The 24,493-nt window shown below is 34.1% G+C and carries 20 protein-coding genes and 1 pseudogene; 16 read left to right on the forward strand and 5 right to left on the reverse strand.

Annotated features, from left to right (window positions below; translation table 11 throughout):
- Positions 1–2: 2 nt before the first annotated feature.
- Together HU823_RS10255 and HU823_RS10260 are read left to right on the forward strand one after the other, a co-directional pair.
- Positions 3–1,025, forward strand: coding sequence for an ABC transporter ATP-binding protein (locus HU823_RS10255; protein ID WP_197129818.1), 1,023 nt, complete (start codon positions 3–5; stop codon positions 1,023–1,025).
- A 38-nt stretch (positions 1,026–1,063) separates the two neighbouring features.
- A complete protein-coding gene (locus tag HU823_RS10260) occupies positions 1,064–1,390 on the forward strand; it encodes a metal-sensing transcriptional repressor (RefSeq protein ID WP_197130047.1) in 327 nt (108 codons plus the stop codon).
- A 33-nt stretch (positions 1,391–1,423) separates the two neighbouring features.
- Here HU823_RS10260 and HU823_RS10265 read toward each other — a convergent pair whose 3' ends face one another.
- Positions 1,424–2,368, reverse strand: a complete 945-nt coding sequence (locus tag HU823_RS10265) for a cupredoxin domain-containing protein (protein ID WP_197129820.1) — start codon at positions 2,366–2,368, stop codon at positions 1,424–1,426.
- Positions 2,369–2,549: 181 nt separating this feature from the next.
- On the opposite strand from HU823_RS10265, the gene HU823_RS10270 reads away from it, so the two are divergent.
- The 9 genes from HU823_RS10270 to HU823_RS10310 all read left to right on the forward strand — a co-directional run bounded on the left by HU823_RS10270 (position 2,550) and on the right by HU823_RS10310 (position 11,353).
- On the forward strand, positions 2,550–2,882 hold the full coding sequence (locus tag HU823_RS10270) for a metal-sensitive transcriptional regulator (protein ID WP_197129822.1): 333 nt from the start codon (positions 2,550–2,552) through the stop codon (positions 2,880–2,882).
- Between the two features lie 15 nt (positions 2,883–2,897).
- Positions 2,898–3,104: a copper chaperone CopZ gene (gene copZ / locus HU823_RS10275; protein WP_197129825.1), complete on the forward strand. Its 207-nt coding sequence runs from the start codon at positions 2,898–2,900 to the stop codon at positions 3,102–3,104.
- Positions 3,105–3,183: 79 nt separating this feature from the next.
- Positions 3,184–5,592 carry a heavy metal translocating P-type ATPase gene (locus HU823_RS10280; RefSeq protein WP_197129827.1) on the forward strand — a complete coding sequence of 803 codons (2,409 nt, stop codon included), beginning with the start codon at positions 3,184–3,186 and terminating at the stop codon, positions 5,590–5,592.
- Between the two features lie 12 nt (positions 5,593–5,604).
- The gene (locus HU823_RS10285) at positions 5,605–6,468 is read left to right on the forward strand and encodes a hypothetical protein (RefSeq protein WP_197129831.1); all 864 of its coding nucleotides are present in this window, start codon (positions 5,605–5,607) and stop codon (positions 6,466–6,468) included.
- 40 nt (positions 6,469–6,508) lie between these two features.
- Positions 6,509–6,841, forward strand: a complete 333-nt coding sequence (locus HU823_RS10290) for a (2Fe-2S) ferredoxin domain-containing protein (RefSeq protein WP_197129834.1) — start codon at positions 6,509–6,511, stop codon at positions 6,839–6,841.
- A 28-nt stretch (positions 6,842–6,869) separates the two neighbouring features.
- A complete protein-coding gene (locus HU823_RS10295) occupies positions 6,870–7,073 on the forward strand; it encodes a hypothetical protein (RefSeq protein ID WP_197129837.1) in 204 nt (67 codons plus the stop codon).
- 162 nt (positions 7,074–7,235) lie between these two features.
- Positions 7,236–8,828: a multicopper oxidase family protein gene (locus HU823_RS10300; RefSeq protein ID WP_197129840.1), complete on the forward strand. Its 1,593-nt coding sequence runs from the start codon at positions 7,236–7,238 to the stop codon at positions 8,826–8,828.
- Between the two features lie 51 nt (positions 8,829–8,879).
- The gene (locus HU823_RS10305) at positions 8,880–9,815 is read left to right on the forward strand and encodes a F510_1955 family glycosylhydrolase (protein ID WP_197129843.1); all 936 of its coding nucleotides are present in this window, start codon (positions 8,880–8,882) and stop codon (positions 9,813–9,815) included.
- Between the two features lie 59 nt (positions 9,816–9,874).
- Complete coding sequence (locus HU823_RS10310; protein WP_197129846.1) at positions 9,875–11,353, forward strand: UDP-N-acetylmuramoyl-L-alanyl-D-glutamate--2,6-diaminopimelate ligase; 1,479 nt, start codon at positions 9,875–9,877, stop codon at positions 11,351–11,353.
- A 118-nt stretch (positions 11,354–11,471) separates the two neighbouring features.
- On the opposite strand, the gene HU823_RS10315 is transcribed toward HU823_RS10310, so the two are convergent.
- Positions 11,472–11,798, reverse strand: a complete 327-nt coding sequence (locus tag HU823_RS10315; RefSeq protein WP_197129849.1) for a four-helix bundle copper-binding protein — start codon at positions 11,796–11,798, stop codon at positions 11,472–11,474.
- Between the two features lie 201 nt (positions 11,799–11,999).
- Between HU823_RS10315 and HU823_RS10320 the strand changes: the two genes are divergently transcribed.
- Together HU823_RS10320 and HU823_RS10325 are read left to right on the forward strand one after the other, a co-directional pair.
- Complete coding sequence (locus HU823_RS10320) at positions 12,000–13,202, forward strand: D-alanyl-D-alanine carboxypeptidase family protein (protein WP_197129852.1); 1,203 nt, start codon at positions 12,000–12,002, stop codon at positions 13,200–13,202.
- A 294-nt stretch (positions 13,203–13,496) separates the two neighbouring features.
- Positions 13,497–13,862 (forward strand): response regulator transcription factor, encoded by a 366-nt coding sequence (locus tag HU823_RS10325; RefSeq protein WP_197129854.1) that lies wholly within the window; start codon positions 13,497–13,499, stop codon positions 13,860–13,862.
- A gap of 62 nt (positions 13,863–13,924) precedes the next feature.
- On the opposite strand, the gene sbnA is transcribed toward HU823_RS10325, so the two are convergent.
- From sbnA to HU823_RS10340, 3 genes are read right to left on the reverse strand one after another with little or no spacing between them, the layout of a single operon-like run.
- Positions 13,925–14,890: a 2,3-diaminopropionate biosynthesis protein SbnA gene (gene sbnA / locus HU823_RS10330; protein ID WP_197129856.1), complete on the reverse strand. Its 966-nt coding sequence runs from the start codon at positions 14,888–14,890 to the stop codon at positions 13,925–13,927.
- Positions 14,891–14,932: 42 nt separating this feature from the next.
- Positions 14,933–15,703, reverse strand: coding sequence for a ParB N-terminal domain-containing protein (locus tag HU823_RS10335; RefSeq protein ID WP_197129858.1), 771 nt, complete (start codon positions 15,701–15,703; stop codon positions 14,933–14,935).
- Entirely contained in the window at positions 15,703–16,911 is a 1,209-nt protein-coding gene (locus HU823_RS10340) for an MFS transporter (RefSeq protein WP_197129860.1), read from the reverse strand. Before HU823_RS10340 ends, HU823_RS10335 begins: the two co-directional genes overlap by 1 nt.
- Before the next feature lie 682 nt (positions 16,912–17,593).
- Between HU823_RS10340 and HU823_RS21885 the strand changes: the two genes are divergently transcribed.
- The 3 genes and pseudogenes from HU823_RS21885 to HU823_RS10355 form a co-directional block, all read left to right on the forward strand.
- Positions 17,594–19,972, forward strand: coding sequence for a P-loop ATPase, Sll1717 family (locus HU823_RS21885; protein ID WP_231607365.1), 2,379 nt, complete (start codon positions 17,594–17,596; stop codon positions 19,970–19,972).
- 730 nt (positions 19,973–20,702) lie between these two features.
- Positions 20,703–23,786 (forward strand): metallophosphoesterase, encoded by a 3,084-nt coding sequence (locus HU823_RS10350; RefSeq protein WP_197129862.1) that lies wholly within the window; start codon positions 20,703–20,705, stop codon positions 23,784–23,786.
- Between the two features lie 36 nt (positions 23,787–23,822).
- Positions 23,823–24,467, forward strand: a pseudogene (locus tag HU823_RS10355) (SpoVR family protein); the annotation flags it as partial.
- Between the last annotated feature and the right edge of the window lie 26 nt (positions 24,468–24,493).

Consider the following 24,493-nt stretch of genomic DNA (forward strand, 5'->3'; position numbering starts at 1 on the left):
AGATGACGAATCTTTTAGAGGTGAGCAACCTTTATGTCGAGTTTTACGCAAAAAAGAAAACGATAAATGCCTTGAGAGGAGTATCTTTTAGTCTAGGAACAGAAGAAGTGCTAGCGATCGTCGGCGAGTCTGGCAGCGGGAAGTCCGTGACTGCCAAAAGTATACTTAAACTATTACCGCCACAAAACGCTAAAATAGTTGATGGATCCATTCTTTATAAAGAAACAGAACTAACCCAGCTTTCAAAGAAAGAAATGGTCAAATACCGCGGCAGAAAAATTGCAATGGTATTCCAGGACCCAATGACTTCATTAAACCCGACCATGAGAATTGGTGAGCAGATCGCAGAAGGATTAATCGTTCACGATAAGTTACCGAAAAAAGAAGTGTGGGAAAAAGTTCACAGGATGCTCAAACTTGTTGGAATTCCAGAACCAGAATACAATAGTAGAAAGTATCCTCACGAACTAAGCGGAGGTATGCGCCAAAGGGTAGGCATTGCCATGGCCCTCATCTGTGAACCTTCCATCCTCATAGCAGATGAGCCTACAACAGCATTAGATGTATCCATCCAAGCTCAAATAATAGAACTGTTAAAAGAGTTAAAACCGAAGTTAAATATGTCCATCATACTGATCACTCATGATTTAGGCATCGTGGCAAACATGGCAGATAGAATCTTAGTCATGTATGCTGGTGAAATAGTAGAGAGCGGAACAGTAAATGAGATCTTCTATAAAGCAAGACACCCCTATACATGGGGACTTTTACAATCAATCCCGGATGTTGACAGTAAAAAGCCGTTAAAAGGAATTGATGGCTCCCCCCCAGATCTGTCACAAATTTCAAAGGGGTGTTCCTTTGCAGCTAGATGTCCATATGTACTAGATGTTTGTGAAGAAGAAAAACCGACTTCTTTTATGATCGATAAAGGTCATCATGCCTCATGCTGGCTGAATGACGAAAGAGCTCCCATGGTGGAAAGTCCTTTAACTATTAAAAATAAAGAGAAAAAGATTATGTAAAAACACTCAGAGGTGAGAAGATGGCACTAGAAAACATTATGGAAGAACAACACGGTTGCTGTGATTCAACTGCTGCAGAAGAAAAACACACAACTAGATCACAAAAAGAAAAAGAAGAAATGTTGAATAGATTGAAACGAATTGAAGGTCAGGTACGCGGCATTCAGAACATGATTCACGATGAACGCTATTGTATTGACATTATCGTACAATTGAGTGCAATCAACGCAGCGGTAAAAAAAGTGGGCTTTAACTTATTAGAAACCCACACACACCATTGTGTTAAGGATGCTATTTCTTCAAACCAAGGAACTGAAGCTGTAAGTGAGTTAATGAAAGTAATCCATCAATTTACAAAATCATAAACAGATTTAACCCCCCCATTCCGGAGGGTTTTTTCACGAAATTTTTATTTTTCCTATCATGCCAGATTCTTTGTGTCCCGGGATTGTACAATAGTACGTATAGACACCCGCTTCTTTAGGAATGAACGATACCTGATTGGATCGATTTGGTTCAACGTGTAGATGAAAGACAGAATCATCTTCATTTGACATAGCATGATCATGTTCCGATTGAGTGTTTGATGTTTCTACATTCTCATACGAAAAAGAAGAAATTTCAATATCATGTTCAACTGAATCATCATTTAATAATGTTAAGAGTACTTTTTGATCTTTTTTTAAACTAGCATTTGATGAAAGGTATCTATAATCTTTTATTCCTACCTCCCAATTGAAAACTTCTTCCTGTTCAAGTTTTTTATCCTCATTCTTATTAGCTGATGTAGAAGAATGTTGTTCGTGCTGCGTTTGAGCTTTTTCATGTGGTTTAATAATATCATCAGGAAATTTTAAAAAAACCATAAGCAGCAGTCCGCAGCCAAAAAGCATGATGACATTAAAGTATCTTTCAATTTGATGTTTAAGTGTTTCTGATAAGAATTGTAGAATACATAAAATTGTTATTCCTACAGTAAGTAAGATTCCTATCATTACCAATATCTGTGCTTGTTTAAAACTTAACATTACTGTTAACATGGCACCCATCATCCCGGCCATTATACCTGAAAAAAGTCCTTCAATCATTAGATGGAAATGAAGTTTAGACCCAATTAATAAACCTGCTAGACCACTTAATAATATTGAGAAAAGTGTGGCATACAGCAAATTATCTTTAAAGTACACGCCTAAATAAAATCCAGCGGTCAGACCCATACTCATAGTGTAAGCCATTACGTAAACCATATTGTTCATTAAGGAATCTTTAGACTTATAAAAAAAAGATGATAGAAAAACTAAAGCTGTACAAATCACTAAAACCCCTAAAATGTAAATTGACATTTAAGCCCTCCTTGTCCATTCCTTCATTCTAAGTTATGAGAGGAAGATATCGATTTATGCAAGTTCATTATAAACTCGAAAAAAAATGCACATTTTATATGAGTAAAAAAAAAATTAAAATCGGGCTTTACATAGGGTAGGGGGGTATAGTAAAATTAAAGTAAATAAAGGAGGTTATCTGATGGAAATAGTAAAACCAGATGATCTAAATAATGATCAATGTTGTGATACGAACGAACGGAAGAGTCATCATTCCGATAAAATAAAGAACAATCTGATCACACGATTAAATCGGATCGAAGGGCAAATTAGAGGTGTTAAAGGGTTGATTGACCGTGACACTTACTGTGACGACGTTATCACTCAAATTTCAGCGATTCAATCAGCATTAAATAGTGTTGGAAAAATTCTTCTTGAGGGCCACTTGAAAAGTTGTGTTGTAGAGAGAATTCAAGAAGGCGATCAAGAAGTATTGGATGAACTTCTAGTTACTGTTAAAAAACTGATGAAATAAAAGGGAGAGATATCAATGGAAAAAACCACATTAAAAGTAGAAGGTATGTCTTGTAACCACTGTATAATTGCTATTGAAGGAAGCGTTGGAAAGTTAGACGGTGTCTCACACACTAAAGTAAACCTTAAAGAAGGTATCGTTGAGGTAGAATATGATTCTTCAAAAGTAAACCTGGATGAGATCAAAGAGACGATCGATGATCAGGGTTACGATGTAAAATAAATCGCGTGCTTATCATAGCACGCTTTCTTTTCAGTTGAAATATACCCCATATAGGTATATCGAAGGGATGATGAAAACCATGAGTACAAAAGAAACGACATTACAAATATCAGGTATGACCTGTGCAGCCTGTGCGATCCGAATTGAAAAAGGTTTGAACAAGTTAGAGGGAGTCGAGAAAGCGAACGTAAACCTTGCTCTTGAAAAATCAACCGTTTCTTATGACCCTCAAATTTTAAAGGTGGCCGATCTCGAGAAAAAAATAGAAGATCTCGGATATGGAGTCGTCACTGAAAAAGCTGAATTCAATTTGACTGGCATGACGTGTGCAGCATGTGCAACAAGGATTGAAAAGGGGTTAAACAAACTTCCCGGAGTGATTAAAGCTAACGTTAATCTAGCATTAGAAACCGGGTCAGTACAATATAATCCATCTGAAGTTTCTATTGGAGATATGATTAAAAAAGTTGACCAATTGGGATATGGTGCAACCCTAAAGGAAGACTACAAAGAATCGGTTGATCATAGAGCAATGGAGATTGAGAAACAGAAAGGAAAATTCATCTTTTCTGTCATCCTCTCATTCCCTTTATTGTGGGCAATGGTTAGTCATTTTGAGTTTACATCTTTTATCTATTTGCCTGAGATGTTCATGAATCCTTGGGTTCAATTGGCGCTCGCGACACCTGTACAGTTTGTTGTAGGGAAACAGTTTTATGTAGGAGCTTATAAAGCGCTCCGGAATAAAAGTGCGAACATGGATGTACTCGTAGCATTAGGAACTTCTGCAGCTTATTTCTATAGCCTGTACCTATCTATCCTTTCCATCGGTACCAATCAAGGGATGGTGGAAATGTACTTTGAAACATCGGCAATATTAATTACACTTATTGTGTTGGGAAAACTTTTCGAAGCAAAAGCAAAGGGGCGTTCCTCTGAAGCGATTAAGAAACTGATGGGACTGCAAGCTAAGACAGCTATCGTGGTTCGTGATGGTAAAGAAATCGAAATAGCGATAGAAGAAGTGGAAGCCGGTGATATCGTATATGTAAAACCAGGTGATAAAGTACCGGTCGATGGTGAAATCATCGAAGGGCGTTCAGCATTAGATGAATCGATGCTGACAGGTGAGAGTGTACCTGTCGATAAGACAATAGGGGATACGGTAATCGGTGCAACCATTAATAAAAACGGGTTCCTAAAAATAAAGGCAACAAAAGTAGGGAAAGATACGGCCCTGGCTCAAATCATAAAAGTCGTTGAGGAAGCACAAGGTTCAAAAGCACCGATCCAGCGTCTAGCTGACCAAATCTCTGGTGTATTCGTGCCTATAGTTGTAGGCATCGCTGTTCTTACCTTCATTATCTGGTTTGTTTGGGTAAGTCCCGGAGAATTTGCTGTTGCGCTTGAAAAATTGATTGCTGTCCTTGTTATCGCGTGTCCTTGTGCATTAGGATTAGCGACTCCTACTTCAATCATGGCAGGCTCTGGCCGCTCAGCTGAATTTGGTATTTTATTTAAGGGTGGAGAACACTTAGAAACCACTCATCGAATCGATACTGTGATCTTAGATAAAACGGGTACGGTTACAAACGGTACTCCAGAACTTACAGATATTATTGTGGAACCATCATTCAGTGAAGAAGAAGTGTTAAGACTAGTAGGTTCAGCAGAGAAAAATTCTGAACACCCATTGGCGCAAGCTATTGTAGAAGGAATCACCAATAAGGGAATCCAGTTATCGAGTTCGGAGGATTTTGATGCTATTCCTGGGTTTGGTATCAAAGCTGTAGTTGCAGGTAAAACACTTTTCATCGGTACACGAAAATTAATGAAAGAAAACAACGTTACCATCTATGATTCTAATAATCAGATGGAGGAACTTGAAAAAGCCGGTAAAACCGCGATGCTCGTGGCGATAGACGGAGTATATGCAGGAATTATCGCTGTAGCCGATACGATCAAAGAAACATCAAAAGATGCGATTTCTCGATTAAAAGAAATGGGTCTTAAAGTTATCATGATCACAGGAGATAATCAGCAAACAGCTAAATACATTGCTAAACAAGTGGGGATTGATCATGTCATATCTGAAGTTCTTCCTGAAGGAAAAGCAGATGAGGTGAAAAAGCTACAGGAGCAAGGTAATAAAGTGGCCATGGTCGGAGACGGAATCAATGACGCTCCAGCACTAGCTGTAGCGGATATTGGGATGGCGATTGGCACAGGTACAGACGTTGCGATGGAGGCAGCTGATGTAACGCTGATTCGTGGCGATCTGAACAGCATTGCAGATGCCATCTACATGAGTAAAAAGACAATACGAAACATCAAACAAAATCTTTTCTGGGCTTTTGCTTATAACGTGTTAGGCATCCCTGTTGCTGCACTAGGTTTTCTTGCCCCATGGCTTGCAGGAGCTGCGATGGCATTCAGCTCGGTGTCAGTTGTTCTTAATGCACTTCGTTTACAAAAAGTAAAACTGTAAGGAGGGAATTCTATGAAGGACAATATCGTTTTAAGGTGGACATTGTCGGCTGTATTGATACTCGTTATAGTGATCGGGAGCTATTCCGTATTTGCAAAGTACGCAGAACCATCGACTAGTGAACATGCTGGTCATGTTGGAGAACAGAATACATCTGATTCATCTGATACAAAAGATAAGGAAAAGCAGGAGGCTGGACATGGTGATCATGGGGAGAGCCAAGGCAATGTATCAAAAAATAGTGATATTACACCAACTCTGCATTACGAAAACAATTTAATCCATATTGAGTTGAAAGATAAAGAGGGAAACCCAGTAGAGGAATTAGAGATCGATCATGAGAAACTGATGCATTTGATCATCGTAAATGATGAACTGCAGCAGTATTACCACATTCATCCCGAGAAAAAAGGGAATGGTGTGTTTACCATACAGCACAAACTGGAAGAAGGAAGCTATAAAGCGTTCATAGACATTAAACCAAAAGATAAAAACTATGAGGTGCAGCCACTTCCAATCGAGGTTGGCGCTGGTGATGCCCACGGTGAACATGATTCGTTAAAGCCAGAAACTGAGTTCACTAAAACAGTCAATGGCTACAAGTTAACCATGAGTCCTGAAACCTTTACATCAGGTGAAGAAATTGTGTTGGATTTTGATCTAAAAGAAAACAAACCCGAGCCCTATCTAGGAGCGCTTGGTCATGTAGTCATATTAGACGAAGGTGGAGATGAGTATGTTCACGTCCACCCAGCATCGGAAACAGATACAAAGTTTGCCACAAAATTTGACCAGCCAGGTATATATAAAATTTGGGGTGAATTTAAGATAAATGGAAAAGTGAATGTTTATCCATTTGTAGTAGAAGTTAAGTAAATTTTACGTTCTATCTCTCGGGAACGAGGTGAAGCACTTTATGGAACTTTCTGGCGTTTCAAAACACGTGTTATTGTGTAACGGAGCTAGCTGCATCAAAAAAGGGGCTGAGGAAGTTACGAATACCGTTCGACAAGAAATTAAAGATCAAGGGTTATTAAACAAAATTCATACTACTAAAACCTTTTGCAACGGAAGATGTAAAGAGGGACCGACAGTCGTAGTCTACCCGGATGGAGACTGGTATAAAGAGATGACTCCTGAAAAGGGAAAACAACTGATCGATAAGATTAAGTCTGACGAAAAGTTAGATGAAGCTCTAGCTTATACGTATGACGTTAAGTCATTTGCGAGATTTCAGGATAATAAATAAAATACTTTATTCATAGGAGGAGCAGTTGATGGTTATCCAGCCGAACATGTCTGTAGTGGATATCGTTAAGGTATGGCAAGATACTAGTGAAGTTTTTGAAAGGTTTAATATATCCATTAATAATGGCGAAAAACTATGTTCAGTAGTGAATGAAAGAACTCTAACTATTTTATTAGATGAGTTAAATAGAAGAGTAAATAGTTCTAAGATGACCTGCATCAAAGGTGGATGAAGGATTTCTATTAAAGAGTAGGTTACTCTTTATGAAAAGTACCGATTTATTGTTCGGTACTTTTTTTATTTATTTCGTGATTTGAAGAGTTATGAACTTATTAGGTTGCTCCATAAAAATTGCATATTTTTTTAGTACGGTTAATTTGAGGAGGGAAAACCAATGAAAAAGCAATGGTTGATTTCTTTAATGTTACTGGTACTCATTTTGGTTATAACAGGTTGTAGCCAAGAGGGTTCAAAAGATCAATCTAATGAAAATAAGGTACAAGCAAAAGAAGAAATTTTAGAAGGTAAAACAATTAAAGAGTTCTCCATTACTGCAAAAAAAGAGAATTGGGAATTGAAGTCCGGTAAGACCATTGAAGCTTGGACTTATAATGGAAGCGTCCCTGGGCAAGAGATTAGAGTAAAAGAAGGTGAAGGGGTAAAGGTTACAATCAAGAATGAACTTCCGAAGCCTGTAAGTATACATTGGCACGGTGTCCCTTTATCGAATACACAAGATGGTATTCCCGGAGTCACACAAGATGCTATTGAAACAGGCAAGGAGTATACGTATCAGTTTGTCGCAGATACCCCTGGAACGTATTGGTATCATAGCCATCAAGACAGCGTAAATCAGGTTGATAAGGGGCTTTATGGAGTCTTTATCGTTGAATCTAAAGATGATGAACAGTATGATCGAGATTATTCACTTGTTTTAGATGAATGGGAGTCCAATCCAAAGCAAGAATCCGAAGAAATGGATGGAATGGATCACTCAAACATGGATATGAATGAGTCAGATACAGAAGATATGGAAGGTATGGATCATTCCAATATGGACATGGGGGATAAGAAAAATAAAGACAGCAAATCTTCCGATAACGGTTCAATGAATGGTATGGACCATGATATGTCTTCTTATGATATATATACAATAAACGGTAAGTCATATGATAAAAGTAAACCCCTTATAGCGAAAAAAGGAGAAAAAGTAAAACTCCGATTTGTAAATGCCGGATATATGTCTCATAAAATTCATATTCCATTGAATTTTAAAGTAACCAACGTTGATGGTCAGCCCGTGAATCAACCAATCGAACAGGAAAATAAGGTACTTGAAGTTGCACCTGGTGAAAGGTATGATATAGAGTTCATTGCAACAGGTGAAACCGTAACAATCGATTGCCATGGTGAGATGGATGCATCTAAAGACATGAGGATAAATATCCAAGCCGAAGAAGAGGCGGTGCAGCCTGTTGCTCACAAAAAAGATGCGGGCATGGTGAAACCAGATGAGTTTGGTAAAGAGATTAAAGGGAATTTCTCATTAAACGATTCTTTCGATTTAGAATACAAAATGGACCTTGCTACTGATATGGATTCCGGTGAGATGAAGTACACCATAAACGGGAATACTTATCCTAAGACTGAAAATATAAAGGTGGATAAGGGTGATAAAGTCAAAGTCACTTTAACAAACAAAAGTATGGATAAATCTGATCACCCAATGCATCTACATGGCCATTTCTTTCAAGTATTAAGTAAGAATGGAAAACCTGTAGAAGGAGCACCATTAATGAAAGATACACTAAATGTAAAGCCTGGAGAAACATATGAGGTTGCATTCGTAGCTGATAACCCAGGTAACTGGATGTTCCACTGCCATGATTTACATCATGCCTCAGCTGGTATGATGACCATGGTGAAATATAATAACTTCAAACCTTTTTACAAGGATGAAGGTAAAGTAAATAATATTTCAGAATGAAAAACCTCGCTCAAGAGGTTTTTCTCTTTGTTTATGAAGGAGAGGTAAATTATGGCTAAAAAGAAAAAAACAACAAAAAAGCCATTTAAACTTAAGGGTATTTTAATTCTTGCAGCGATTAGCTTAGTTTTGGTTTTAATACTTTTATTTACATTCAATGATAAACAATCAAGTGTAACGTTCACGGATATCCATGGGGTAGGATATTCAAATGACGGAAAAAAGATCTTTATACCTGCACATGATGGAATCAAGCAGTACGATACGATGAACAAACAATGGCAAGCAACACCTGGTGAGAAAAATGATTATATGGGTTTTTCAATGGTGGATGATGGTTTTTATAGCAGCGGCCATCCAGGAAATGATTCAGACAAACCAGACCCGTTAGGAATCGTAAGAAGTAAAGAGATAGGTGGGGAAATCGAACTGCTTGGCTTAGAAGGCGAAACGGATTTCCATTTTCTCGCTGCAGGCTACGAAAACCATGTCTTGTATGCCTATACTTCTATGGCTAATTCAAGAATGCCATCAGATGGTCTTTATTATTCCAATGACGATGCTAAATCATGGAATGAAAGTGACTTAACAAATGTAGAGGGGGAGATCACAGGTATTGCGGTCCATCCTACTGATACGAATGTCGTTGCAATAAGTTCTCAAAATAAGGTTCATCTATCAAGAAATAAGGGTAAAACATTTGAAGAACTGACGAACATGAAACAAGTTACATCACTTACGTTTACTAATAAAAATTCACTCTTAGTAGGTGGGTTTGAGAATAAAGCGTTCCTTACAGAAATCAATATAAATGATAGTTCGGAAAAGGAGATAAGTATTCCGACACTCCAGGAAGATGCCATATCTTATTTAGCTAAGAATCCAGTGGATAAAAACATCGTTTTTACTACCTTTAAAAAAGATGTGTATTTTTACAATGGTGAAAGATGGATCAAACTTGTTAATCAAGGAAAAGCAGTTAATTAATAAATTATCTTTTATCAGGTATACTTCATTTTTGGTTAAACAAATAAGGAGCAGAATCCATGGAATTAATAACATTACTTCAAGAATTAAATATATCAATAGAGGATTATCCACAAGCGTGCAGGATAGGCATAAAAGGGATCAAGTCAAATTCAAAGTTTGTTGAACAAGGAGATTTGTTTGTCGCTATAAATGGATATGAAGTAGATGGTCATGATTTTATTAAACATGCAGTCGATTCCGGAGCAGTTGCTATCATAGGAGAATCAGATTATCAATCAACTGAAATTCCTTATATTAGAGTAACAGACAGCAGAAAGGCACTAGCAAAACTAGTAAGCTGCTTTTATGGCTACCCTTATAAAAAACATATAATGATAGGTATTACAGGAACGAATGGCAAGACTACCACTGCTTATATGCTTAAGCATATTTTAGAAATGCAAGGAAAAACCTGCTCACTAATTGGCACTGTAAATACGATTATTAACAACGAGGTAATTCAATCTAAAAATACGACCCCTGATTCGATTGAATTAAACCAACTGATTGCGAAAAGTAATGATGATGTTGTAATCATGGAGGTTTCTTCACACGGCATCGAACAGAATCGTATAGAAGGCATATACTTTGATTTTGCTATATTCACCAATTTAAGTCATGATCATATGGATTATCATAAAAATATGTGGGAGTATTTTCAGGTTAAAGCGAGGCTTTTTGCTCAGTTAAAACCAACAGGACAAGCCATTATAGCTACTTACACCGATTGGGGAAACAAGCTAGCAGATATGTTGACTACATCTAAAATTCCTCATTTCACAATGGGGGTAGGTGAGAATAGTTTAACAGTCAAAGAGATAATACCCTCGTACTTTTCTGAGTTCAAATATTATATGGATGGCAATCCTTATCTAATAAAGTGTACCATTCCAGGTATCCATAACGGATGGAACATGATGACTGCGATATTGACAAGTAATATAATGGGTCATAACATCGAATCCATTCATCATTCATTACAGTCATTCTCTGGTGTCCCGGGTAGATTTGAAACATATACGCATCATAATGGGGCTTCATTTGTCATTGATTATGCACATACTGCTGATGCAATTCACTACTGTTTAGAAATTGCAGAGCGCGAACAAGCAGAACAAATCATACATGTTCTTGGTTTTAGAGGTAAAAGAGACGTAACAAAGAGAGAGGTTATGATAGATTCTTCTAAAGAATTTAGTCATTTAATCATACTAACACTAGATGATTTAAACGGAGAAAAAGAAGAGTCCATGATTAGTTCCTTAAATGAATTAAAAGAACGGTTCCTTGATCTTCCTATTGTTGTAATTCCAGACCGAACCCAAGCGATTAGTTTTGCTTGGAGAAAAGTTAATGGATCAAAAGATTGGGTGTTTATTACAGGAAAAGGTTCTGAGAGGTATGAGCAAGTTTTCGAATTGCCATGTTCATCCGATAAGGAAACTATAACGTATCTAAAAAACAGGACAAATAATAACAAATGCATATTCCCTTAAAAAATTAGAAGCCGACAAATGTCAGCTTCTTTTTCTATCTTTAAATATTTTGCTTTTCTTCAGTTGAGATTGCACGTAAAAAGAATTTTCCACTCCGATTCGTTAGTGATTCTTTTTATTAACTTACCATCCTACGGCAAGCTTCCGCACATTTAAAACAAGCTTCTGCACATCGCTGACAGTGTTCATGATCATGTTTTTTACACTCATTTCCACATGCTTCGCAAATTTGAGCACAAAGGGAACAGATTTCATTTATGAACGGACTGTTACTGCTCATCGCTGTAGCAGCAAAGGAACAAATATCTGCACAGGCTCTATCCAACCTGATACATTCCGCCATCATTTTTACGTCTTCTTCATTTAAACATGCGTCAAAACAATGATTACATTCTTTCATACAGGCCAGACATTCATCAATACATTGTTGGTACGTGTCATGCATACATCATCATCCTTTCGTTATTAGGGATTTAATTACATAAAAAGTGTACCCATTGAGTGGTCATATAAACGTATTTTGCGAAAATCCATAAAAACTGCATAATTCTTTCATTATTTATCTAAATGGACAAACCGTCACTGCATAAAAAATTCATATTTAAATGTTATACTCCTGAGAAATTAATCAAAAGAGGAACGAAAAATGAAATTCAGCAAAAGAATCGTCTTAGTCATTAGTATTTTATTTTTCATAATCTTACTCATGTTCTTAAGCCCATTTTCTACTGCAGCTTCAAGTAACTCTCCAGGTAATATATCCAGTGAATCTGTGATTTTAATTGAAGGAACTACAGGAGAAATTCTTTATGAGAAGAATAGTTATCAAAGTATGTATCCTGCCAGTATCACAAAAATTTTAACAGCAATAATTGCTATTGAAGAAGGTAACCTGTCAGATAAAGTTCTAATTAGTCAAAACGCTCGAGATACAGAAGGAACGAGAGTATACCTTGAACCAGGGGAACAAGTATCTTTAAAAAAACTCGTGCAGGGGTTATTAATCAATTCAGGAAACGATGCGGGAGTGGCGATTGCCGAACATATGGCAGGTAGTGTGGAATCGTTCAGTAATGAAATGAATCGGTTCACAAAAGAAAAAATCGGAATTACTAACAGTACTTTTAAAAATCCTCATGGTTTGTTTGATATTAATCACCAAACAACTGCTTATGATATGGCAATGATTACTAAGTATGCAATGAAAAATAAGGAGTTTAGAGAAATCTTCCGAACAAAAGAACTACGTTGGGTTGGAGAAGGCTGGGATACAACGCTTTATAATCATCATAAAATGTTATGGAGATATGAGGGTGTTAATGGCGGCAAAAATGGTTATGTTGATCAATCTGGGACTACATTGGTCACAACGGCGAAACGTGGAGAAACTGAATTAATAGCGGTCACTTTAAAAGCGAACTCTTCTGAAGTTGCATATGCGGACACCACTAGTTTATTAGATTTTGGTTTTACTCATTTTCTAACGCAGAAATTTTCTGAAGTAGATCTTACAACAATTCAAGGTGCAGAAGGATATAATATTGATAAAGATCTGTTTTTTACAGCAGGAGTTAACATTCCGATCATTTCAGAAGTTAACATGGATGGCTTATTAGTTATTAAAGACCAAAATGAGAAGGTATTATTAGAGTATTCTTTAACTAAAGAGTTAAAAAAAACGAAAAAAAATGAAGATGGTAAAGAGGTTAAACGTAGTCCTTTAGTAATAATTACTTATCTTCTAGTAGCACTTTATATTGTTTTTCTACTCTTCTTGATTTATTTAATTCGACTGAGAAGCATTAAATTTAAAAGTCAAAAATATTCTTCATTCAAATATCACCATTAGATAGATCCAGTATAACTATTTATTCTCAATTTAAAGGAATGCTTTTCAAATAAGAGGTGAGTGTAAATTGGAATAGGAAAAGGAAATTCTCGAAGCGTTTTCTAAATTACTTCCAGAAATGAGAAGTATCTTAGATAACATAAAAAATCAGAAACAAAACAATTTAGATGATATTCTGTTATTAGATGAAAAATTAAAAATCTTAGAATCAAAATTTTCTCGTTTTTTGAAAACTTCAATATCACGTAAGTATAATCAATAATTAAACTATCTTACTAAAAATGGAGGGGAATTATGGTAAGAATTCTTATCATAGATGACGAGCCAAAATTAGTAGATGTTATCTCTTCATACTTTGAAAAGGAAGGATTTCAAACAGTAAGTGTATTTAATGGAAAAGATGCGTTATATCATCTGAAAGTTTCCTCATTTGATTTTGTCATACTTGATTTAATGCTTCCAGATATTAGTGGAGAAGAACTTTGCCAAATGATTAGAGACAATCACTCGATCCCAATCCTCATTTTATCAGCTAAATATGGAGAAGATGATAGAATACATGGTTTGTCGATTGGAGCAAGTGATTATATGAAAAAACCTTTCAGCCCAAGAGAATTAGTCTTAAGGGTTAAGAATATTCTTAGACAATCAAATTTATGAACAACAAAATGAGCTTATCCTAGGAAAAGCTCATTTTCTTCATATAAATAGAGTTTTTATGATTATAAACATAACCGTGAGACCCAGTGTTCATCATACACTGTATCAATATATCGATCTCCTCTATCAGGGAATACAGTTACAATGTTCTCACGGTTATCTAAAGAATTCACTAACTTTTTAAGAGCTGCAACTGAAGCACCGGAAGAACCCCCAGTAAAGATTCCTTCACTTTGTAACAATTCATGACATCCATTAACGGATTCTAAATCATTAACATGAATGACCCTATCAATTTCGTTATTATTTAAAATCTCCGGCACTCTACTAGCGCCGAACCCAGGCAGTTCTCTTTTTCCCGGAGGAGTATTAAAGATTATTGATCCGACAGCATCAACGGCTATTACCGTTAAATTCGGATGTTTTTCCCGAAGTTTACGGCTAGTACCCATAATACAACCTGTAGTACTTACGGGTACTACTAAATAATCAATGTTCGCATCAATCTGTTCGATAATCTCAGTACCTGTCCCTAAATAATGTGCCTTCCAATTGTTTTCATTGGCATATTGGTTTATCCAATATCCATTGGGTAACTCTTCAAGAATTTCTTTAACTTTGTTTATTCTAGTCTTTAAATAACCACCCTGATCGTCTTTATCCTCGACCATAACGATATTTGCTCCAAACGCTCTCAAGATTTTTAGATTTGTCTTTGAAATTTTCGGATCGACTACACAAGTAAAAGATAAACCGTGATAACGGGCAATCATTGCTAGTGCAATGCCAAGGTTTCCAGAACTGCTTTCTATTAAGTGAGTTGCAGAAGTTATTTGTCCATTTTGCAGTCCTTGTTCTATGAAATACTTCGCAGGGCGATCCTTCATGCTACCACCTGGATTCATAAATTCAAGTTTTGCATAAACATTTTGTTGGGGAAATAAACTCTCTAATCTAACCATAGGTGTGTTGCCGATACATTGGTTGAGTGAGTTATACACAGGTGCTTTTTGTATAGTGTGTAACATTAAATACCTCCAGTTAAATGAGATTCAATAATTTTTGCAGAATTATGCCTCATAAAGATAAACATTTTCAGAATATAAACGTAAATTATCTTCTCGGTGCTTACAGAGTGATTCCCATTCAAACTCATCGAAACTTTTAGATGTTAAAAATTCAAAGGGAATCCTTAAATTTAACAATCGCCCATTAACTTGAATTCGAGTAACTCCAGCTGGATAGAGTTTTCCAAGTTTCACAACTTTTTTTATGGTATCCAAACATGTTGCAGGATAGTTAAATCGAATAAAACCAAGGTTTGGACTTTCCTTAGAATGGGCAGGTATACGTCGTACCTCTTGGTATTCACTGTAAGCATTCACAATGGCGTGCCAAACATCCAACTTTTTAGATAGCTCTTTTGTTGAGTACTTCGCATAAATATAAAGTTCGGAATGGTCATGAAACGACAGAGTTGCAAGAGGGATTTCATCTGCTCGAACTTTTTTTGTTACTTCTATTGATGGATGTTTTGTTAATTCTTCAAACCATTTTCCAGCTGGAACTATGTGATGCCATGCGTTTATTCTTACATGATTGGGATCCACAATTTGTATGGGAACTCTCAAACACCCCATTTCTTTTAGTGCGTTTAATCGATGTGCACCATCTAAAACTAAATATTTTTCGTTTTCTAAATGTAGAGCTATGATCGGATTTCTTATTACACCATCTAGTTTTATGGCATTCTTAATTTTAGAAAGACGTGCTGGTTCATATGGTTCATGAAGCATAATTCTATTAATATCAATTAATTGTAAGGATGATTTTAAATTCATTACCATTCCTCCTTAGGTTTTAATGTCTTTTTTGTTTTGTTTTTTTTATAAAGAATGAATAAAGGCAAAAGGCTTAAGAAGCTGACTACGATCCAATATTTTTCTGGTTGACCGTTTTTTAAAAAATAATCATATATAACTCCACCTACCAAATTACCTAATGATCCCCCGATTGCCATTGCTAAGTTTGAAAAACCAAAATAGGCTGCCAGTGATTCTTTAGGGGAATTGTGGGCAATATAGCTTTGGAACAATGGCAGTAATGTAATCGATCCAATAGCAATTCCAGTTAGCACTAATAATAGAGTAGCTATATTGTTTCCAAACGTAATGGGGACAATAAAAATTAGAATAGTAACATAACTGAAAAAGAATAATGAATGAATCGTTCTATCCTTAATCATTAAGAATACAGGCCACTGGAAAATAATAATTATTAAAGTTACAAAAGTAAAAATCCAACCAGAAGACCCTGTCACATTCGTTGAAATGATTGGTAATGTTAGATACAGCTGTTGATATAAAAAATGAAAAGGAATCAAACTAACAGTCAAACCTACAAATGACTTATCTTTAATAATTTCAGCAAATTCTTGGATCCAAGTCTTAGTATTAAGTGGCTTAGATACTTTTGGGAGAAATATAGCAACTATACAAAGAATCAGAAATAATAATCCTGAAAGAACACTAAGATGTTTAAAGTCATCTATTGAAAAATAAAGTCCGGCTAATGGTCCCAATACAGTTCCAGCGTTCTCTATGATATTCATTAGAGAAAATATTTCCTTATGCTTTCCTTCTGGTGTTAGCGAAGTTAAATTTGCTTTAAGAGCAGGACTGAATAATGCTCCGCCTAGTCCACTCAAAATAGCTGCAATTATGACCAAAAAACCATTTGTGGTTAATCCCATCGATGCAAATCCAATTCCGCGAAAGAAAAATCCGATTACCACTATTTTTTTATATCCTAATCGATCAGCCAGGGCACCTCCTACAATCATTAGACCTTGTTGACTCAAAATTCTTATTGCGAGAATGAAACCAACAAAACCTAAAGAAAAGCCGACATTTTGATTAAAGTAAGTGGATATAAAAGGAACAAACATAAAAAAAGTAAAAAACGATATAAACTGCAACAAAAGAATGACGATGACAGGTAGTTTTAAATAAGATGGGAAAATGTTTTTAATAGTGTTTAAAAATTTCATATTCAGCACCAACTTTTAAAGGGATTTAATACACCTCCAGAATCGTTATAAAACAAGAGTAAATATTAAATGTCGAGAAATAATGCAAAAATGGTTACAGGACCGTAAATGATTTTAAAAATGATTACATATTTAAGGTGAAAGAGTAATAATTGTGGGGATTATCGGAATAAATTGAATAATTTTCTAAATTGCAAGGGGTTTTTCATTTTATCTCTAAGATTATAAAATTCGAAAATGTACACATTTACGAACTGTTAATCTTGCAGAGAGTTAAGCCCATTCAGCTGTTCAAATATGTGTAAATAGACTTAATGAACGTTTACCTCTTTTTATAACAATTTCGGAAGAATAATCAATTAATACAGTTTGATAAAAAATTCAGTTCTTGGGAAAAGTATATTTTTTTTTATAATGATGTGTTTGAGGATCTAGTTACTTCTCATTCTTAATTGGAATCTGCAGCCTTCGAAGCTTGAAGTACAATTGATTCAATCATAGCTAAGAATTACCAAATATTAAACAGTCTGATTACAAGAATGCCGAAAATTTCTAAGACTTTTTTACGTACTTTTAACGAAAGTATTCAAAACTTCCTTCTTTAACATATTTTGGATTTTGGTATAATTGATTTAACAGTATTAATTTTCTGTGAAATTTAAAATAAAGTGAGGTTCTTGTTATGGCTACTGTTAAAGCATTTTATGCTTATCCATCAGGAAACGAGAGTTTAAAAGAAGACATTGCTAAAGCAGTAAAAAATATTAATGCTACTAAAGCAGTTAAAATAACAAGATGGGAAGATCTAAATGTAACAGGTAAACATATGATAGATGTAATATTAAAAACTATTGATGATAGTGATTTATTTATTTGCGACTTAACTTTCTTAAATTTCAATGTACTGTTTGAACTTGGATATGCAGTTGGTAAGAAAAAGAAAATTTGGATAACTCTCAATGAAACCCATAATAAATCTACTAGCAATTACCGTCAGTTAAAATCATTAACAACCATTGGATATGCAGGATATAATAACGCAGATGAACTTAAAATTAAATTTTTCAAAGAAAATCCACATCAATTAGCAGAAACAATAAATATTCAAGATGAAAATTTGGGTAACACCAAAAGTTTGGTTTATTTGAAGTGTGGAACAGGAACAACAGCTTCAACAGAGTTAACTTCACTAGTACAAAGTTCAAAGCTACCATTATTAACAGCAGATCCATATGAAGGTCGTAACCCACTAAGTTGGTATGTTAAAGCATTGCAAAATTCTTTAGGAGTTTTAGTACATTTTCACACTTTAAATCAAGATGGAGAAGTTGGTGAAGATATTTTTTGGTCATCAGAAAAAGCAATGGTAGCGGGAATTGCACAAGGCCTGGATCTAAATTTGCTCATTTTAGCTCATGAACCTTATGAAACACCTTTAGATTATCATGACCATTTGCATACACATAAAACAAGTAAAAAGTGTGTTGAAATTTCGGAGACTTGGCTTGAACCCTTGATAAATAAACGGAATAATATGAAGGAAGAAAACAGACAGCACAAAGCAGGACAAAAAGCTCTTAATAGTATAAAGAGTTTAATCATTGGTGACCATGTAGCGGAAAACGAGCCAGTTGATTTAATAGAATACTTTGTTGAAACAGCAGAATACAAGGAAGCACTCAAATCACAGCAGGTACTTTTTGTAGGTAGAAAAGGTACTGGTAAAACAGCAAATTTAATAAAAATTAAAGATGAGCTATCTTCAGATAAAAGAAACTTTGTTTGTTCCATACAACCCCAAGGTCATGAATTCGAAGGTGTATTAAATATATTAGAAAAAACATTAACCAGTTCTGAACAAGGACATTTAATCGAAAGCATTTGGAAATTTTTGATTTATACAGAACTAGCAAAATCATATTATGAATATTTATGTAACCAACCCCCTCAGATACCTAAAACCAATGATGAATTAGAACTAGAGGACTTTATTAAAAAAAATGAAAAACTTATCAATGCTGATTTCACACTTAGACTTGAAAATGCAGTCACTAAATTAAAGTTATTAGACTACAATAATGAAATTGATCAGCAAAGAGTTAAAGTAAGTGAAATTTTACATAGCAAGATAATTTCTCATTTAAGACAAAAACTAGGTAAAGTTTTTCATTCAAAAGAGAGGGTATGTATTTTAATTGATAATCTAGACAAGAATTGGAGTGACAATGTTAATCTCGAAAGATTAAGTCAATTATTGTTTGGATTGTTAAATGTAGGCCAAAGAATTACTGATGAGTTTAGAATGAAAAATTATAAGCAGGTTGATGTAGAATTATCACTTATTGCTTTTTTAAGAAGTGATATCTTTACTAGAGTTATGAAATATGCAAACGAAAGAGATAAAATACCATATAAAAATCTATCATGGACTGAGCCTAATCTGTTATTTAAGGTTATAGAGCAGAGGATTGAATATAATATTGATGAAATTCCAAGTCCTGAAGTTCTTTGGAGAGATTATTTCTGTGAGACTGTTAATGGACAAGCTTTAAAAGACTATATAACTAGTTTTATTCTTCCTAGACCACGTGATATTATAATTTTGTTTAAAATGGCTTTTCAAGAAGCGATAAACAAAGAGCATGCTAAAGTAGAAGAGGAAGATTTTAAGGCAGCTGAATTTAAATATTCAGAATATGCTTTGCAGTCTTTACTTCCTGAAAACGGGAATAGAATTCCGGAATTAGAGTCAGTATTTTATGAATTTGCAGGACATAATTCTATTATCGATAAAAATGAATTAGAAAATTGTTTAGTAGAGTGGTGTACAGCTGATAAAGATACAAAGCATATTATTGAAGTCTTGTGCGAATTGACTTTTTTGGGATTGGAAGTTGCAGAAAATAAGTTTGAGTATTTTAGTGAAAAAAGACCCAAGAAAATTACTGAAAACTTGGCTCGTAAATTAGTTTTAAAAAATAAAAAAAATCAACGATATGAAATAAATCCTGCATTCCATGCATATTTAGAAATAAATAAGGTTGAATTGATGAAAGTATAAAGATACTTTTATCATATATTAAGAAAAGATAATTACGATTCTATCCGATGGTAGACAGCCCATTTTGTTAATGAGTTGTAATTAAAGAAAGTAAATTTCATCTGTTTGGTAACTTTTTATTATTCCATAGCTACAAGCCAAAACCACCTTTTTGGTGGTTTTGGCATTTTTAAATTGATGCAATTAAGAACTGCATCGAGTCTCGTGAAATAGAGAAAGTGTCTCAATTAAGTAGACTCTATGGGGACAATTTACGAGAAACAGTCTAAAAGGCTTTGGTACGTCTCACTTTCATGTTCCAAAAAGGTAAGTTCTAAGAACATTGGATATCGCAGTTCAGCGTGCAAGATCAGAAAAAATAAGCGGAGATCAAATAGGATTGTATTCATTAGAAGGATTGTCCGTTAAATTTGTTTTATCAAATTTTTATTTACTCGGAAACAAACTTGCGAAAATGTCCATTAAAAGGCTAGGGATTAATCCTAACTTTTTTTTACATATTTTCTACATAACGCAAAATAAGGTCTGGTAATTCAATAGGTTTCATATGGGCTATTAAAGAATGCTATAAATGTTCAAAAGTCCCTTTAGAAATCTCCCTACAGGGGCTTTTTTATATTGTTGGATTTAATTATTAAGTGTTCAATTTTGTTATTTTAAAGGAAAAATAATACAATTTGTCGAATATTTGGTATTAGTTGTCTATTTTCTTAGGAAGGGGTAAAGTGAAATGAAATTTTCTATGTTACATATCAGTGATATACATTTTAAAAATGAAAACAATAGTCTTTTAGAAAAAGTTGAAAAAATTAGTCTTGCAATAAAAAGTGAATTATATGATATAGAGACTCTTTTTATAGTAATGACTGGTGATATGGCATTTTCAGGGTCTCAAGTTGAATATGAAATTGGAGTAGAGTTTCTAGAAGGATTAAAAAACTCTTTAATAAAGGAAAGGGAAATAAATATTTATATTATTACTATTCCTGGTAACCATGATTGTGATTTTTCTACTGATCAATCATTAAGACAGGTGTTACTTGAAAATATAAGAACCCATTCAACTGACATTCCTTCTGACAAAATTATTAAGGAAATATGTTCGCCGCAGTTAAATTATATTGATTTCGCAAGTTTATATACAGAAAAAGAACATATTATTTATGATCATCTATTATTTAAAAAACATCTTTTTGAATTGGATAATGATATTAAGATAATCTTTAACTGTTTAAATACCTCTTGGATTTCTGAACGACATGAGCAACCTAGCAAAATGTACTATCCTTTGCATCTGTTTAAAGATGAAATTAGAACAAGTGGTGATATTAATATAACTCTTCTTCATCATCCTTTACATTGGTTAGATCCTATTAACAATAGAGCAAATAAAGAGATTATTGAAGATTTTTCAGACCTTGTTCTAACTGGCCACGAGCATTTTCCAACTTATAAGCAGTCCTTAGACTTTGATGGTAATTATACTGGTTACATCGAAGGTGGTGCACTACAAACAGGAAATCCAGTTGAAAGTGATTTCAATCTAATTCTTATTGATATGGATCTTCAACAACAAAAGATATTAAAATTTAGTTGGGAAGTTAATAAATATCATGTAAATAAGCAGATTAATTGGACGGATTTAAGGATAGGAAGTACAAACTCATCTGTTAATGAAAACAACGAAGATTTTAATAATTATTTAAATGATCCTGGGTTAACTTTGAAACATCCAAAAAAATCAGAAATTTCACTAGATGATATTTATATCTTTCCTGATGCAAAAGTCATAAAATATGAAGTGAAATTAAAAGAAGACATAAGTGAATATGTTAATTTAGAAGTTATAAAAGAAATTGGAAGTGAAAATAAATTTTTTATTACAGGGGAAGAGAAATCTGGTAAAAGTACACTATGTAAAACTATTTATAAGCATTATAAGTTAAATGGCTATGTTCCAGTTTTAGTAAATGGAAGAGATATAAAAAAATCTTCCATTGATGATTTTAATAAGGTGCTATATAAAGCTTACAACAACCAATATTCTGAAGAATCTCTAGATGAATTTAAACAATTACCAGATAATAAGAAGATTATTATTATAGATGATTACGATCAAAATAAATTGAATAACAAATTTTCTTTAAACCTACTAGCTAATTTAGATAGATACTTTGACAATATTATTATTACTGGAAACGAACTTTTTAAGTTTTTAGAACTACTATTTAATGATGATACACATGAAGAATTACTTGAGAGATTTCAAAAACTTGAGATTATGCACTTTGGTCATAGACTTAGAGCTCAATTAATTAATCAATGGAATAGTATAGGTGATTTAGAAACTTTGGATGAAAAGGAACTAATCTCAAAAAACGATTATTTTGAAAACACTATTAACACGATTATTGGAAATAATTACGTTCCATCATATCCTTTTTTTATTCTAGTAATGTTACAGACTTTAGAGTCAGGTGAATCACATAACCTTGCTGAAAGTACTTATGGTTATTATTATGAACATTTAATTAAACAATCTCTTATTAATCTTAATATGAAAAATGAAGATATTGATGCTTTTTATAATTATATTACTGAGTTGGCCTACGTCTATTTTGAAGATAAAACTATTGAAAAATCTAAAATCGAATTAGAAAATTTTAATAGTTGGTATTGTGATGAGTATGCTCTTGATTATAAATTTGATAAGTATTTCTCTAAACTAGTTGAAGCTTCTATTTTAGAATCTATACAAGAAACTTATAAATTTAAATATAATTATACGTACTACTATTTTGTAGCAAGATACTTAGCCATTAATATTTCAGAACCAGGTATAAGAGAAAAAGTATCTGAAATGTGTAAAAACCTATATTATGAAGAATACGCAAATATAATAATGTTTTTAACACATATATCAAAAGATCCTTTTATTTTAAATGAAATTTTAATTAATGCTCAGTCTATATTTAATGAATTCAAACCTACAGAATTAAATGATGAAATTAATAATTTGAATCAACTTATTAGTGATGTACCTAAGTTAGTAATTGATAACAAAGAAGTTAAAGAGCATAGAACGCAAAGGTTAGAAATGAAAGACCAAATAGAAAGAAGTCAAAATGAAATAGCTGCTACTGGTTATGATATAAGGGATGATGAGGCAAAAGAATTAGACATTTTAGGGAAATTGAATTGGTCATTTAAAACTTTGGAAATTGTTGGTTTGGTCTTAAAAAATTATTATGGGTCAATTAAACGAACCCAAAAAATCATTTTAGGCAGTGAGGCATATTTCCTTGGATTGAGATCCTTAAGTTCCTTTCTAAATATGATAAATACTCATATGGACTCCATCGTTAAGGAAATAGAAAAGGTAATAAGTGAGAAGGGGATTTCTGGTAAGGTAGAAATTGAAAATGAAGCAAGGAGTTTTGTATTCAATATCTGTACTGCTATGTCCTTTCATTTTATTAAAAAAATATCAACCTCCGTGGGTACAGATAAACTATCGGAAATATTTAAGCATATTTTAGATGAGAATTATACCAATGCTATTAGATTAATAGACTTATCTATAAAGTTAGACCATATTCAGACAATACCATTTAATGATATTGCAACTTTAAAAAAAGATTTAACAGATAAAAATAATTTAATTGGTTATAGTTTACTTAGGGGTTTAGTAATTAACCACCTATATATGTTTGAGACAAGTTATAAAGATAAACAAAGAATCTGTAACCATTTAGACATATCAATAGAAAGGCAGAGGAAAATTAACCTCATGTCTAATGTAAAAAAACAATAATTTCTCATAATTGGTGGCATTTGAATCGAATAGTGTAAAATCATGAACGAAGGCTGGGCTAGCTACTGGCACGCCAAAATTCTACAAGAAATGGACTTGACCTCTCATGAAACGATTGAATTCGCTAAATTAAACGCGGGTGTTGTCCAACCATCGAAAACATCGATCAATCCATATTACTTAGGGTTACAGATCTTCAAGAACATCGAAGAACGCTACAACAACCCAGATGAAGAGCTGATCAGACAAGGGGTTAAACCAGGATCAGGACGAGAGAAAATGTTCGAGGTCCGTGAACTGGAATCCGACATGTCGTTTATCCGAAACTATTTAACTAAAGATTTAGCACAAAGAGAAGACATGTATCTGTTCCAAAAGCAAGGGAAGGAATACAAGATTGTCGACAAGCAGTGGGAGGAAGTACGTGACCAGCTCGTGAGTATGCGTGTGAACGGAGGGTTTCCATACATTACAGTAAATGACGCAGATTACATGAAGAATGGGGAGCTATACCTCAATCATAGCTATGAGGATATGGAACTTGATGTGAAGTATCTTGAAAAAGTACTGCCGCATCTTCATCATCTCTGGGGAAGACCTGTTCACATGGAGACAAAGATTGAGCAAAAGCCTGTGTTGTTCACGTATGACGGGAAGACGGTACATCGCAAGTACCATTAAAATTAAAGATTTAAAAGCACTCTCAT

Origin of the sequence: Fictibacillus sp. 18YEL24 (assembly GCF_015903855.1) — a bacterium.
Lineage (GTDB): Bacteria > Bacillota > Bacilli > Bacillales > Fictibacillaceae > Fictibacillus > Fictibacillus phosphorivorans_C.

What these genes read in the sequence shown, in the direction of transcription:
- HU823_RS10300 (WP_197129840.1), top strand. Translation starts at nt 7,236, where the DNA reads ATGAAAAAGCAATGGTTGATTTCTTTAATGTTACTGGTACTCATTTTG.
- HU823_RS10315 (WP_197129849.1), bottom strand. Translation starts at nt 11,798, where the DNA reads ATGCATGACACGTACCAACAATGTATTGATGAATGTCTGGCCTGTATG.
- HU823_RS10335 (WP_197129858.1), bottom strand. Translation starts at nt 15,703, where the DNA reads ATGAATTTAAAATCATCCTTACAATTAATTGATATTAATAGAATTATG.
- HU823_RS21885 (WP_231607365.1), top strand. Translation starts at nt 17,594, where the DNA reads ATGGCTACTGTTAAAGCATTTTATGCTTATCCATCAGGAAACGAGAGT.
- HU823_RS10310 (WP_197129846.1), top strand. Translation starts at nt 9,875, where the DNA reads ATGGAATTAATAACATTACTTCAAGAATTAAATATATCAATAGAGGAT.
- HU823_RS10340 (WP_197129860.1), bottom strand. Translation starts at nt 16,911, where the DNA reads ATGAAATTTTTAAACACTATTAAAAACATTTTCCCATCTTATTTAAAA.
- HU823_RS10290 (WP_197129834.1), top strand. Translation starts at nt 6,509, where the DNA reads ATGGAACTTTCTGGCGTTTCAAAACACGTGTTATTGTGTAACGGAGCT.
- HU823_RS10280 (WP_197129827.1), top strand. Translation starts at nt 3,184, where the DNA reads ATGAGTACAAAAGAAACGACATTACAAATATCAGGTATGACCTGTGCA.
- HU823_RS10325 (WP_197129854.1), top strand. Translation starts at nt 13,497, where the DNA reads ATGGTAAGAATTCTTATCATAGATGACGAGCCAAAATTAGTAGATGTT.
- HU823_RS10320 (WP_197129852.1), top strand. Translation starts at nt 12,000, where the DNA reads ATGAAATTCAGCAAAAGAATCGTCTTAGTCATTAGTATTTTATTTTTC.
- HU823_RS10255 (WP_197129818.1), top strand. Translation starts at nt 3, where the DNA reads ATGACGAATCTTTTAGAGGTGAGCAACCTTTATGTCGAGTTTTACGCA.
- copZ (WP_197129825.1), top strand. Translation starts at nt 2,898, where the DNA reads ATGGAAAAAACCACATTAAAAGTAGAAGGTATGTCTTGTAACCACTGT.
- HU823_RS10285 (WP_197129831.1), top strand. Translation starts at nt 5,605, where the DNA reads ATGAAGGACAATATCGTTTTAAGGTGGACATTGTCGGCTGTATTGATA.
- HU823_RS10260 (WP_197130047.1), top strand. Translation starts at nt 1,064, where the DNA reads ATGGAAGAACAACACGGTTGCTGTGATTCAACTGCTGCAGAAGAAAAA.
- HU823_RS10295 (WP_197129837.1), top strand. Translation starts at nt 6,870, where the DNA reads ATGGTTATCCAGCCGAACATGTCTGTAGTGGATATCGTTAAGGTATGG.
- HU823_RS10265 (WP_197129820.1), bottom strand. Translation starts at nt 2,368, where the DNA reads ATGTCAATTTACATTTTAGGGGTTTTAGTGATTTGTACAGCTTTAGTT.
- HU823_RS10270 (WP_197129822.1), top strand. Translation starts at nt 2,550, where the DNA reads ATGGAAATAGTAAAACCAGATGATCTAAATAATGATCAATGTTGTGAT.
- HU823_RS10350 (WP_197129862.1), top strand. Translation starts at nt 20,703, where the DNA reads ATGAAATTTTCTATGTTACATATCAGTGATATACATTTTAAAAATGAA.
- HU823_RS10305 (WP_197129843.1), top strand. Translation starts at nt 8,880, where the DNA reads ATGGCTAAAAAGAAAAAAACAACAAAAAAGCCATTTAAACTTAAGGGT.
- sbnA (WP_197129856.1), bottom strand. Translation starts at nt 14,890, where the DNA reads ATGTTACACACTATACAAAAAGCACCTGTGTATAACTCACTCAACCAA.